The sequence below is a fragment of the Bradyrhizobium sp. genome, from assembly GCF_030697065.1.
GTDB lineage: Bacteria > Pseudomonadota > Alphaproteobacteria > Rhizobiales > Xanthobacteraceae > Bradyrhizobium.
Window position 1 is genome coordinate 1 of the sequence record NZ_JAUYQU010000116.1, and the last position, 12,969, is coordinate 12,969.

7 protein-coding genes are annotated in these 12,969 nt (G+C 65.2%); 2 read left to right on the forward strand and 5 right to left on the reverse strand.

All coding sequences use genetic code 11. The features are described from left to right. The coding region (locus Q8R73_RS09850; RefSeq protein ID WP_305719357.1) for a carbamoyltransferase C-terminal domain-containing protein at positions 1 to 1,408 on the forward strand (1,408 nt) is incomplete at its 5' end. On the opposite strand, the gene Q8R73_RS09855 is transcribed toward Q8R73_RS09850, so the two are convergent. From Q8R73_RS09855 to Q8R73_RS09875, 5 genes are all read right to left on the reverse strand, one after another. Further along, positions 1,371 to 2,303, reverse strand: a complete 933-nt coding sequence (locus Q8R73_RS09855) for a DMT family transporter (protein ID WP_305719358.1) — start codon at positions 2,301 to 2,303, stop codon at positions 1,371 to 1,373. The two genes, Q8R73_RS09850 and Q8R73_RS09855, sit on opposite strands and share 38 nt — an antisense overlap. 703 nt (positions 2,304 to 3,006) lie before the next feature. Continuing rightward, positions 3,007 to 3,894 carry an NAD(P)-dependent oxidoreductase gene (locus Q8R73_RS09860; RefSeq protein WP_305719359.1) on the reverse strand — a complete coding sequence of 296 codons (888 nt, stop codon included), beginning with the start codon at positions 3,892 to 3,894 and terminating at the stop codon, positions 3,007 to 3,009. A 4-nt stretch (positions 3,895 to 3,898) separates the two neighbouring features. Continuing rightward, positions 3,899 to 5,030, reverse strand: a protein-coding gene (gene prfB / locus Q8R73_RS09865; protein WP_305719360.1) for a peptide chain release factor 2 whose coding sequence is annotated in 2 segments (ribosomal slippage) — positions 3,899 to 4,960 and positions 4,962 to 5,030 — 1,131 coding nt in all. Because the reading frame shifts where the segments join, the coding sequence is not laid out codon by codon here. A gap of 86 nt (positions 5,031 to 5,116) precedes the next feature. After that, the gene (locus Q8R73_RS09870) at positions 5,117 to 7,606 is read right to left on the reverse strand and encodes a penicillin-binding protein 1A (RefSeq protein ID WP_305719361.1); all 2,490 of its coding nucleotides are present in this window, start codon (positions 7,604 to 7,606) and stop codon (positions 5,117 to 5,119) included. Positions 7,607 to 7,824: 218 nt separating this feature from the next. After that, entirely contained in the window at positions 7,825 to 9,120 is a 1,296-nt protein-coding gene (locus tag Q8R73_RS09875) for an N-acetylmuramoyl-L-alanine amidase (protein ID WP_305719362.1), read from the reverse strand. Between the two features lie 710 nt (positions 9,121 to 9,830). Between Q8R73_RS09875 and Q8R73_RS09880 the strand changes: the two genes are divergently transcribed. Continuing rightward, positions 9,831 to 12,953: an Rne/Rng family ribonuclease gene (locus tag Q8R73_RS09880; protein ID WP_305719363.1), complete on the forward strand. Its 3,123-nt coding sequence runs from the start codon at positions 9,831 to 9,833 to the stop codon at positions 12,951 to 12,953. Positions 12,954 to 12,969: the final 16 nt, after the last annotated feature.

Sequence of the window (12,969 nt, forward strand, 5' to 3'; positions counted from 1 at the left end):
TTACTGCAACGACAGCATGTTCGACTCGCTCGGCGCCTTCTACAGCGTGATTTCATCGACCCAAGGCGGCTGGACCTGGTTGTCCAGCGAGGGGCGCTACATGGGCGCCGCCGCCTGGGGCGACATGAGCCGCGACAGCAATACCTATTACGCGCGGCTGCGGGAGGTACTGGATTTCGGTGCCGATGGCGAGGTGCGGCTCAACCGCGCGCTGGCCAATTGGTACTGCGACCCGTTCGATCATCCCTACAAGGCCGCGCTGATCGACATCCTCGGCGAGCCCCTTAAGCCTGACCAGCTCTGGAATCCCGACGCGGTGCTGCGGGTCGAGGACATCCAGCACCGGCCCGATACGCAAGACCGGCTCGACAAGGCCGCAGCGACGCAACTGGTATTCGAAGACGCCATGATCCATGTCGTCGACCATCTGCTGCGCGCGACCGGCGCGAGCCGGCTGGTGCTGACCGGCGGCGTGGCGCTGAACGCCGTGGGCAACATGCGGCTGCTGGAGCATTTCGACGCGGCGTGGTTTGCGAAACACCAGCAGCGCGAGGCCCGCCTGCATCTGTGGGTGCCGCCGACCCCCGGCGATCCCGGCGTCACCATCGGCGCGGCATGGCTGTTCGCGCATCTGGCGGGCGCGCCGCGCGGCGCGCCGATGACGCATGCGTTTTATTGCGGTTTGGCGCCACGGCAGGACGACATCGCTGCCGCGTTGCAAGCCGCCGATATCGCCTCACAGAAAATCGGCGACATCTCGACGCCAGGGGGATGCGACGCCGTGGCCGACCTGATGGCCCGCATGGTGGCGCGGAGCGGCATCATCGCCTTGTATCAGGGCGCCGCCGAGACCGGACCGCGCGCGCTCGGGCATCGTTCGATCCTTGCCAACCCCTGCGACGCTCACGCGCGCGAACGGCTCAACGAACGGGTAAAATACCGCGAGGCGATCCGGCCGCTGGCGCCGATGGCGACGCTGGAGGCGGCCATGCAGTATTTCGATCTGCACGAGGGCGCCTCCGATGCCGGTTACAACGCGTACAATTACATGGTGCTGACCGCGCCATCGAAGCCGCATGCGCGGGAAAAAATTCCGGCGGTCATCCATGCCGACGGCACCGGGCGGATCCAGATCGTGCGGGCGCAAGACGATCCCCTCACCTACGCGTATCTGAAAGCGCTGGGCCGCCACATCGGCGTCGAGATCTCCGTCAACACCTCGTTCAATGTCGCCGGTCCAATCGCGCAGACGCCGCACCAGGCGATCGATACGCTGCGCCGCTCCAAAGGCCTCGACGTGGTGCTGCTGGTGGCAGATGACGGCACGGTGACAGCGGCCTGGCACGGCGGCGAGCGCGACAGCGGAAGGTTTACCTTATGGCTTTCGGAGTGGCGACAACGCCCCTGACGAACCCGAACACGCGCCCGTCGATCACCAGCAGCGCGCTGCCGATCACCAGCGCGCCGGCGATCTCGGCAAGCGTCATGGTCTCGCCGAGCACGAGATAGCCGAGCAGGATGGCGGTGACGGGAATCAGCAGCGTCACCAGCATGACATTGGTGGAGCCCGACCGCCGCAGGATCTGAAAGAACACGATATAGGCCAGCGCGGTCGATAGCGCGGCAAGGCCCGCCAGCGCCAGCCATGTCATGACGCCGGGCATCGGCAATTGCCACGGCCGCTCGGCCACGCCGGCGATGACCAGCATCATCAGCGTGGACGCCATCATCTGGCATGTGGCGGTCGCCAGCGGCGGCGAGTCCGACAGCTTGCGTCGCGCATAGAGCGCCGATAGCCCGTAACTGAAGGCGCCGGCGAGGCAGAGCAGGATGCCAAGACCCTGGCCCGTGCTGAAGCCAAGATGCCGGCCGTGCAGAATGGCGACCCCGATCAGCCCGATCACGACGCCGGCGACACGACGCATCTGCAGTTTCTCGTCGCCCGCGACCGCCATTACCAGCACGGTGAACAGCGGCGTGGTCGCGTTCAGGATGGAGGCCAGCCCGCTCGAGATATAGGTCTGCCCGCTGACGATCAGCGAGAATGGCAGGACGTTGTTCAGGAGCGCGATGGCAAAGAAGGGCTTCCAGCCCGACAGCGTGAGCGGCAGTCGAATTCGATACGCCCACAGCACCGGCAGAAGAATGAGTGCCGCAAGCGCGACCCGCAGCAACACCACCGTCAGGGGCGGCAATTCCCGCAGCACGACGCCATGGAAGAAGAACGAGCCGCCCCACAACACCGAAAGCACGGCAAGCAGCGACCAGTCCCTGGCGTCAATCCGATGGTCGCTGGAGGTCATGCGCGGCTCTGTCATTCAGGATCGAGCGGACGCTTATCGCCATGGCCGGCATCCGGCCACCCGATTCCCGAAACAACGGCGCGTCGGCGCAATTTTCACCCTTGCGCCGACGCGACGCGGAGCACTATGCGGGGCTTTGGGCTTACTTGCGCAAGCAAAGGCCGACCGTCGGAGGCGTCGCGCATTTCGCGCCGTCCGGCGCACCGCCGCCCGGACAGAACACCGACACCAGGATCTCGTTCGCCTCGCAGCTTGCCACGCCATTCCCCTGCACAGCCCTCACGCTGCCGACTCCGGCGTCACCCTTTTCGCCTTTGTCGCCCTTGTCACCTTTTGCACCGGGGGGACCCACGTCGCCGGGAGCGCCCTTCTCGCCCTTTTCACCGACGGGCCCGGGAGCCCCCTGAGGTCCCTGAGGTCCTTGCGCGCCGGGCTGTCCCTGTGCGCCGGCCACCCCTTGAATGCCTTGCGCACCCTGTGGACCGGCAGGCCCCTGGGCGCCCGGCTCGCCTTTCGGCCCCGGATCCCTGCCGCATCCGGCAAGCGAAAGCGCGAGTCCAACGAGCAATATAGGAACAATTTTCATGACGAACCCCCATGACGAGTGGATTGATCGGCTGCAAAGCACAGCGCGATACTAGGACGCGAAACGTCGTGGGTTCAAATAGAACTAAAGCCGAAGCGAAGATTTGGTGCGATGCGATCAACCCGCGCTGTCACCTTTCGGTCGCGACACGATCTCGATCATCCTGCCTTCGTCATCGTCGGGAGCATGGGATTTAGCGCGATCATAGGCCGCAACGGCGGCGCGGCCCATGATAGGAGCGTCACGCAGCAGGCTCTCCGCCAGCGCCACCGCGTAAGCCGCATCCTTTTGCCGCAGCGACGCCGTGAACGTTGCGCCGGCAAAGTTCCGTTCCACCATGCGCCTCGAGTGCCGGATCACCTGCGGACTGGCGGCCACGCCGGTTTCCACCGCCTCGAGCACCAGCTTCATGTCGAGACCGGCCTGCTCGGCGATCGCAAGGCCCTCGGCGATCCCGGCGATCTGGATCGCGCCCATCAAATTGTTGATCAGCTTGTAGACCGTGCCTGACCCGACCGCGCCGAAATGCCAGATGGTGGTGGCGAGCGGGATCAGAAAAGGCCGCGCCCGCTCCAGATCGGCCGGATCGGCGCCGACCAGCAGCGTCAGTTTTCCTGTCGCTGCCGCGTCCGGCAACCCCGTCACGGGACTGTCAACATAGATCAGACCACGCCGGCGAAGCTCGCGCGCCATTTCGAGCGTATGGTGGTACGAGACGGTGGAGCATTCGATCGCGATGGTACCGGGCTTCATCGTCGTCGCTGCGCCGTCCCCGGTCAGCCACACCGCGCGCGATGCCTCGTCATCGGCGACCATGGTCACCACCGCGTCGGCACCGATCGCGGCATCTTCCGGCGACGCCGCCCACCGCGCGCCGCGCGCGATCAGGTCCACGGCCTTGCCCTTGCTCCGGTTCCACACTGCGACGGTGAAACCGGCATCGAGATAACGGCCGGCCATGCCGTGGCCCATGCGGCCCAGCCCGATAAAGGCGACTTTGACCATAGCGCTAGTCCACGTCATCAACCGAAGCGGGCGCGGTGCCGAAGGCGCGCTGCGCCAGCGTCGCCGCCATGAATTCGTCGAGGTCGCCGTCGAGCACGCCCGAGGTGTCCGAAGTCTGCACGCCGGTGCGCAGGTCCTTGACCATCTGATAGGGCTGCAGCACGTAGGAGCGGATCTGGTGGCCCCAGCCGATGTCGGTCTTGGCGGCCTGGTCGGCGGCGGCCTGCGCCTCGCGCTTCTTCAACTCGATCTCGTACAGCCGCGCCCGCAGCATGTCCCAGGCCTGCGCCTTGTTCTTGTGTTGGGAGCGGCCGGCCTGACAGACCACGGCGACACCGGTCGGAATGTGCGTCAGCCGCACCGCGGATTCGGTCTTGTTGACGTGCTGGCCGCCGGCGCCGCCCGAGCGCATGGTGTCGACGCGCACGTCGGACTCGGCGATGTCGATCTTGATCGAGTTGTCGACCACCGGAAAGATCGCTACCGACGAGAACGAGGTGTGCCGCCGCGCGTTGGAATCGAACGGCGAGATCCGCACCAGCCTGTGCACCCCGGCCTCGGTCTTCAGCCAGCCATAGGCGTTGTGGCCCGATATCTGGATGGTGGCGGATTTGATGCCGGCTTCTTCGCCCTGGGTTTCCTCGAGATATTCGATCTTGAAGCCGTGCTTCTCGGCCCAGCGGGTATACATCCTCAGCAGCATCGAGGCCCAGTCCTGGCTTTCGGTGCCGCCGGCGCCGGCGTGGACTTCGAGATAGGAATCGAATCGGTCGGCTTCGCCGCCGAGCAGCGCTTCCAGTTCGCGGCGGGCGACTTCCTTCTTCAGGGCTTTCAGCGCGGCCTCGGCTTCCGCCACCACGCCTTCGTCGTTCTCGGCTTCGCCGAGCTCGATCATGCCTACATTGTCCTCGAGTTCGCGCTCGACCTTGCCGATACCCTGAAGCGAATCCTCCAGCGAGGTGCGCTCCTGCATCAGCTTCTGGGCCTTCTGCGGGTCGTTCCAGAGATTGGGATCTTCAGCGAGCTTGTTCAGCTCCGCGAGGCGCGCCGTGGATGCATCGACGTCAAAGATGCCTCCTCAGCAGCCCGACAGACTGCTTGATCTCTTCAACGAGGCGTTCGACTTCAGCGCGCATGGCTTCTCTGGTTCTGCGGGGGACGGACCGCTACTGTCGGGTGTTGTCGAGGGGATGTAACGGCACCGGCCGCAAAGTGCAATCGGCTACCAGAGCCCGCCGGTGCCGGGACGCATGATCGAGCCGGCATCGGGCGGCGCCATCAACGGGCGATTGGCGCCGTCGGCATCGGCGACACCGATGACGCTGTAATTATCCGGGGGTGACGTCCCGGGCTTGAAGGCTTCAAGAATGCCGCCGCCGCCCGGACCGGAGCGCATGCCGGACTTGGCGTCGACGCGGATCAGCTTGATGCCGGCGGGAACCTTGAACGGAACCGCCGGCTTGTCGGCGAGCGCGAGCTTGAGGAAATCCTTGGCGATGGGGGCCGCCAGATGGCCGCCGGTGGCGCCCCTGCCGAGCGGGCGCGGCTTGTCGTAGCCGACATAGATTCCGATCACGATGTCGGGCGAGAAGCCGATAAACCAGGCGTCTTTCTCGTCATTGGTGGTGCCGGTCTTGCCGGCGATCGGCTTGCCGACTTCCTTCAGCACCGTGGCCGTACCGCCCTGCACCACGTCTTCCATCATCGAGGTGATCTGGTAGGCCGTCATCGCATCCAGCACCTGCTCGCGGCGGTCGACCAGTTGCGGCTCGGGCTGATTCTTCCAGCCGCCGGGGGCGTCGCAGCCGCGGCATTCGCGCGCGTCGTGCCGGAAGATGGTACGGCCGTAGCGGTCCTGAATTCGGTCGATCAAGGTGGCCTTCACGCGCCGGCCGCCATTGGCGAACATCGAATAGGCCGTCACCATCCGCATCACCGTGGTCTCGCCGGCACCGAGCGCATAGGACAGATAGTTCGGCAAATCGTCATAGACCCCGAAGCGCTTGGAGTATTCGCCGATCAGCGGCATGCCGACATCCTGCGCCAGCCGCACCGTCACCGTGTTGAGCGAGCGCTTCAACGCATTGCGCAACGTTTGCGGCCCGTAATACTTGCCGGTCGAATAGTTTTCAGGGCGCCAGACGCCGGCCCCCTGCCCCTGGTCGATTTCGATCGGGGCGTCGACCACGATGGTGGAAGGCGTATAGCCATTATCCATCGCCGCCGAATAGACCAGCGGCTTGAACGACGAACCGGGCTGCCGATAGGCTTGGGTGGCGCGGTTGAACTGGCTCTGGTCGAACGAGAAGCCGCCGACCATCGCCAGCACGCGGCCGGTCCAGGGATCCATCACCACCATAGCGCCGGACACTTCCGGCAGCTGGCGCAGCCGGAACTGGCCCTCGACGATGGAGCCGTCCTTGGCGAGCAGCGGATCGGCATAGATGACGTCGCCCGGCGCCAGCACCTGCGATACCTTGGTCGGCACCTTCAAGCGCGTCGGCCCCGACGCCGCCTTGGCCCATTTTACGCCTTCGATCGTCACGATTCCGGTCTCGCGCTCTTTCGAAACGGCGCCGCCCAGTTCGCGCCCGGGCTGAAAACCGATCCGTGCCGACTGGTCGCTGGTCTCCAGCACCACCGCCATCCGCCAGGGACGGATGTCCGACAGTGACTTGACGTCGGCGAGCTTGACGCCCCAGTCACCGGATATATCGAGCTGGCTGACGGCGCCGCGATAGCCGGTCGCCTCGTCATACTTCACCAGACCCGCGGTCATGGTCTTGCGGGCGATCACCTGCAGCTTCGGGTCGAGCGTGGTCCGCACCGACAGGCCGCCTTCATAGAGCTTCTTCTCGCCATAGCGCTCGAACACGTCGCGGCGGACTTCCTCGGCGAAAAACTCGCCGGCAAAGATGTGCGCGGCGTTGCTCCGGCTGGTGACAATCATCTGGTCCTTGCGGGCCTTGTCGGCGTCGGCCTGCTTGATCCAGCCGTTTTCCACCAGACGGTCGATCACGTAATTGCGGCGCTCGATGGCGCGATCGCGGTTCTTTACCGGATGCAGCGACGACGGAGCCTTGGGCAGCGCCGCGAGGTAGGACGCTTCCGCAATGGTGAGCTCATTGACCGATTTGTCGAAATAGACCAGCGACGCCGCGGCGACGCCATAGGCGCCGAGGCCGAGGTAGATTTCGTTGAGATAGAGTTCGAGAATCTTGTCCTTGGAATAGGTGCGTTCGATCCGCATCGCCAGCAAGGCTTCCTTGATCTTGCGGGTGAACGATACTTCGTTGGTCAGAAGAAAGTTCTTGGCGACCTGCTGGGTGATCGTGGAAGCGCCCTGCGGCCGCTTGTTGGAGCCAAAATTCTGCGCATAGAGCACCGCGGCGCGGGCCATGCCGGTAAAGTCGATACCGCCATGCTCGTAGAAATTCTTGTCCTCGGCGGCCAGGAACGCATTGATGACCATCTTCGGCACCGCCTGGATCGGCAGGTACAGCCGGCGCTCCTTGGAATATTCACCGAGCAGCGCGCCGTCGGACGCATGGACCCGCGTCATCACAGGCGGCTCATAATCCTGCAGTTGCGAATAGTCCGGCAAGTCCTTGGAATAATGCCAGATCAGTCCCGCGGCGGCGGCCACGCCAACCAGGAACACGACGGTCCCGGCGGCGAACAGGAAACCCAAGAACCGAACCAGCAAGCGCATTATCGAAGTTCCAACCCTGGCGCCACGATTGGCGGCGCGTCCTCAGCAAGTCCCGCATGGCGATCAACCGTCTCGCGCAGGCGAACCAAACGATCGGTCGGCCGCGGCGAAATTAGCGCGATTCCGACGTTCTCACAGCCATTTCTATAATGCCGCCGCTGTGGCCAAACTAGGGCTTCCGCCAGCGCAAGGCACCTTTTCGGGGAGAGCCTCCCTTTTCAGTTGGCTGTTCCTGCCGTCGCCAGCCGTCTGGCGAGGAATGCGTCGATCGCTTGCGCCATCGCGCCTGCGGTGCGGTTGCGCCAGTTCTCCGAGACCAGCAGTTCGAGGTCGCCCTTGTTGGAGACGTAGCCGAGTTCGACCAGAACCGACGGCACATCGGGGGCCTTGAGCACCTTGAAGCCGGCTGACTTCAGGGGGTGCTTGTGCATCCGCACGGTGGTCTTCATCTCGCCCATCAGAAGGCGGGCGAACCGGTTCGAGAAAGTGCGGGTCTCGCGTTGCGCCAGTTCGATCAGAATGTCGGCGACCTCGGTCGGCTCCTCGGTGAGGTTGACCCCGCCAATGGCATCGGCCTTGTTTTCGGCCTCCGCCAGCCGCTCCGCCTCGGCGTCGGAACCCTTGTCGGACAAGGTATAGATCGTGGCCCCCTGGGCGTCGCCCTCGCGCCGCGGCAAGGCGTCGGCATGGATCGAGACGAACAGCGCCGCCGACTGGTTGCGGGCGACTTTGACGCGGTCGGTGAGCGGAATGAAGGTATCGTCGGTGCGGGTCATGACGATGCGATATTTGCCCGATTTCTCCAGCCGGTCGCGCAGCACCAGGCCAAACCCCAGCACCAGTTCCTTTTCGCTGGTGCCACCGGCCTGGGTGCCGTTGTCGATGCCGCCATGCCCCGGATCGATCACCACCACGGGCCGCGTATCGGCCGGCGTGTCCGGTTTGGCTGCGGCGGCCGGCTCGACGGGGACCGCTGCGACCGCCGTGTCCGAGATCGCGGGTTTCAGCTCGGGCCGGCTTTCGGCCGCAAGCGACTGGACGAAGCTGGTACGGTCGACCTGCTCCAGTTCAAGCACCAGCCGCGGCGGCTGGCCGTTGGCCGCCGCCAGGACATAGGAATTTGCTATTTTGGCAGGACCGGCCAGATCGAACACGATTCGCGAGCCCCCGGGCATCACGAGGCCATAGCGGAAGGCCTTGATCAGCCCGCGCCCGGCGCTGCCCGCCCCGGCCTTCAGCTTAAAATCGACCTGGGGAATGTCCACCACTACCCGATAGGGATCGGCCAGCGCGAAGGCGCGAAACTGAATGGGTCTGTCGAGGTCGAGCACGAATCGGGTTTGCTTGGCATCGCCGGCGAGGCGAACCTCGGATGCGACCGGAAAATTCGGAACCGCGGCCGAATTCGGCGCCCCGTCGGCTGCCGCGCCAATACCGGCGGATGAACACAATAATGCTGCGGCGCACAATAGCACCGAGCACTTGAAAACCTGATGATTTGCGCGGCTCGCCAACGAATCCGTGCCTCCGAGCAGCCCTCATACCGCAATAAAGCCACAGGGTTAACGAGAGCTTAAGAGGCGGGCGACGAATATGCCGTGGTGTTGCCGCGCTGCGACGGCCTCCTCAGGTCGCTTGCACGGAGCCCCCAATCCACGTATGTACGAGGGGCTGACGGCTAAAACTCCCGGTTGTGTCGCGTTCAGCCTCCCGGTGCAGCGCCGGAACTCTCTGACCCCAGAGGATTCCAGCGTCTTTCCGATCCCTCCGCAGGCCAGCGCAGCGCGCGGCTGAACGGAGGGCGGTTTCGAGCCCGAGCGGCGTCGGTCCCAGGTTACCAGCTTGTTCCAGGGACGGCTTCAGACAGGACATAACTGATTATCCGGGTCCGACTGGGCTCGATATGCGATGGCCGGCGGGCGCTTTGGCGCCGCGCCGGGTCTTCAGCACAAGACAGGCGGCGATTTTTGCCGCCAACGTGTTCAGACGGGCCGACGCTAGATGCGCCAGACTGAGTTGCCGACCATGATCCCCGGTAGAATCGCGCCGCCGCGAAGCGAAAGCTCCGCGCGTCGTGTTGCGCCGACAGGATCCCGTTCGGCGCGGCGCCCCGGGTTGCGTTTTGGCCTTCCCCTCACCCCCGAATCAGGTGGACCGTCGCGTCACCCGGCAGCGCGACATGCGCCCCCGGCCACACGCGCCCGCCGCCGTCATGAGTTGCAAAATGCCCAACAAAATGTTGATCGATGCTACCCACCCGGAAGAGACCCGGGTCGTTGTGATCCGCGGCAACCGCGTCGAGGAATTTGATTTCGAAACTGCCCAGCGCAAGCAACTGCGCGGCAACATCTACCTCGCCAAGGTCACGCGCGTTGAGCCGTCCCTGCAGGCGGCCTTCATCGAATATGGCGGCAACCGCCACGGCTTCCTCGCCTTCAGCGAAATCCATCCCGACTATTATCAAATTCCGGTCGCCGACCGTCAGGCGCTGATCGAGGCCGACGAACGCGCCCATCGCGAGGCCGAGGAAGAGAGCGAAAGCCGCTCCAGCAACCGCGGCCGCCGTCCACGCCACCGCAATCAGCGCCGTCGCGGCAATGGCGAGCGGGTGCAGAGCGAGGTCGTCGATATTCCCGCGCCCGATCTGATGCAGGTCGCGTCGACGCAAGAGGGCCAAGATCATCCTGAACATCCTGAACATCGGGAACTTCCGGAAATCTCGAGCGCCGAAGGCGATCATGGCCGCGGGTCCGAGACCGAACATCACCATGATGATGCCGGGCACCCTGGAGACTCCGGCCTGGATCATGCCGGTCACGATCACGCCGGCGATCATTCACATGATCATGCGCAGGCCCAGCATGAGCACAGCCATGCCGCGAGCGAAGCGCCCGTGGCGGAATCGCCTCCCGAACTGCCGGTCTCGGCGGTCGTCGAGGCCTCCCCGGCAGTCGCCGCGCCGGTGGTTCACGAAGAACCCGCCCATGACGAGCTAATTCACGCCGAGCACGTGGAAGAAAACGCGGCCCATGCCGAGGACGCGGCGCGCGCCGAACGGGCCGGCGAAGATCACGCTGCGCAGCCTCACGACGTGCAGCCGCACGCCGACGAGCATCACGACGAAGACGACGAAGAAGATGAGGAAGACGACGACGCCGAAGAGGAAGTCGTCGAATCCGTCGGCGGCGACGACGTCATGGAAGAGGTGCCGGAGCGCGCCTTCCGTCCGCGCCGCCAGTACAAGATCCAGGAAGTCATCAAGCGCCGCCAGGTGATGCTGGTGCAGGTCGTGAAGGAAGAGCGCGGCAACAAGGGCGCGGCCCTCACCACCTACCTCTCGCTGGCCGGCCGCTACGCCGTATTGATGCCCAACACCGCACGCGGCGGCGGCATCAGCCGCAAGATCACCTCGGCGCAGGACCGTTCGCGGCTCAAGGACGTGGTGCAGGATCTCGACGTGCCCGAGGGCATGGGCATCATCCTGCGCACCGCGGGCGCCTCGCGCACCAAGCCGGAGATCAAGCGCGACTTCGAATACCTGATCCGGATGTGGGAAACCGTCCGGGACATGACCCTGAAATCGCAGGCACCTACCCTGGTCTACGAGGAGGGTTCGCTGATCAAGCGGTCGCTGCGCGATCTCTACAACAAGGAAATCGACGAAATCCAGGTCGCCGGAGAAGCCGGTTACCAGGAAGCCCGCGACTTCATGAAGATGCTGATGCCCAGCAACGTGCGGGCGGTGAAGCAGTATCGCGACGGCCAGCCGCTGTTCTCGCGGATGGGCGTCGAGAGCCAGCTCGACGCGATGTTCTCGCCGACCGTGCAGTTGCGGTCCGGCGGCTACATCGTGATCAACCAGACCGAGGCGCTGGTTTCGATTGACGTCAATTCCGGCCGCTCCACCAAGGAGCACCACATCGAGGACACCGCGCTCAAGACCAACCTCGAGGCATCGGAGGAAGTCGCGCGGCAGCTCCGGCTGCGCGATCTCGCCGGCCTGATCGTCATCGACTTCATCGACATGGACGAGAAGCGCAACAACCGTTCGGTCGAGCGCAAGCTGTCGGATTGCCTGCGGCAGGACCGCGCGCGGATCCAGGTCGGGCGGATCTCGCATTTCGGCCTGCTGGAGATGTCGCGCCAGCGCATTCGCGCCAGCGTGCTGGAGAGTTCGACTGAGCCCTGTTCGCAATGCGGCGGCAGCGGACATGTCCGTTCGGTATCTTCGGTGGCGCTGCAGTTGCTGCGCGGCATCGAGGAAATCCTGATGAAGGGCGCGACCCACAATCTGACGGTTCGCACCCGAACCGACGTCGCGCTGTATGTCCTCAATCACAAGCGCGGTCATCTCCGCGATCTCGAGAACAGCTTCAAGGTCATGCTGGCCGTGGTTGCAGACCCGGCTGTTAGCGGGCAGCAGTCGTTCATCATCGACCGCGGCGAACAGGTGCATACGCTGGAGGCGGCCAAGGCCGTGCTGGCGGCGCAGGTTGCCGCCTTCCCGGCGCAGGTCGAGGAAGCCTGGGACGAGGAAGAGCCGTTCGACATCGAAGTCGAATCGGAAGTGGAAACCGAGGAGACCGAAGGGCTGACCGAGGAAGCCGCGGCCGGCGAGGAAGGCAGCGGCGAAACCGACGCCGAGGGCCACAAGCGCAAGCGGCGGCGGCGGCGGCGTGGCCGTCCCGGCGAGTCGCGTGATGGGGCCCCCGCGCGCGACAGCTCCGACGCTCCGCGCATGGCGCCGGACCAGGTTGCGGTCGCAGGCCCTGCCGATGGCGCCGAAGGTGACGAAGACGAATCCGAGGAGCCGCACGGCGCGGCTCAGGCCGAACTGACGCCGGACGGCGAGCGGCGGCCCCGCCGTCGCGGACGTCGCGGCGGACGCCGCCGGCGCGGCGGCCCGGAAGAAGGTGGTCTGATCGGATCGATCGCGGACGAACTCGGACCCACTTCGGCGCCGGAAGCCGCGGAAGCGGTGGCCGATTTCGACGGTTATTCCCCCCCACGGGCCCCGGAAGTTCGGCACGAACCGGCGGAGCCGCAAGCTTTCGCTCACGTTCAGCACGTTCCTGCTGAGCCCATTGCTGCCCAGATGGCTCAGGCACCCGTCGAAGCGGAGACCGCCCAGGAGGCCGACAGAGCCGCGGCGCGACGCCGTTCGACCGTGCGCGAGAAGGTGAGCTTCGTTTCAACCGCCCAGCCGGAGGCACCCGCCCCCGTTCTGCACAGCCCGCCCGAGCCGCCGACAGCGGCCCCGGCTTCCGAGGCGACGACGGACATGGCGACCGATACCCAGCCGCGCAAGGCCGGCTGGTGGTCGCGGCGTTTCGGTAACGGCGAGTAGGCGAAGAGGATTTGCG

Coding starts and splice junctions, on each gene's coding strand:
- Q8R73_RS09855 (WP_305719358.1), bottom strand. CDS start 2,303: ATGACCTCCAGCGACCATCGGATTGACGCCAGGGACTGGTCGCTGCTT.
- Q8R73_RS09860 (WP_305719359.1), bottom strand. CDS start 3,894: ATGGTCAAAGTCGCCTTTATCGGGCTGGGCCGCATGGGCCACGGCATG.
- Q8R73_RS09870 (WP_305719361.1), bottom strand. CDS start 7,606: ATGCGCTTGCTGGTTCGGTTCTTGGGTTTCCTGTTCGCCGCCGGGACC.
- Q8R73_RS09880 (WP_305719363.1), top strand. CDS start 9,831: ATGCCCAACAAAATGTTGATCGATGCTACCCACCCGGAAGAGACCCGG.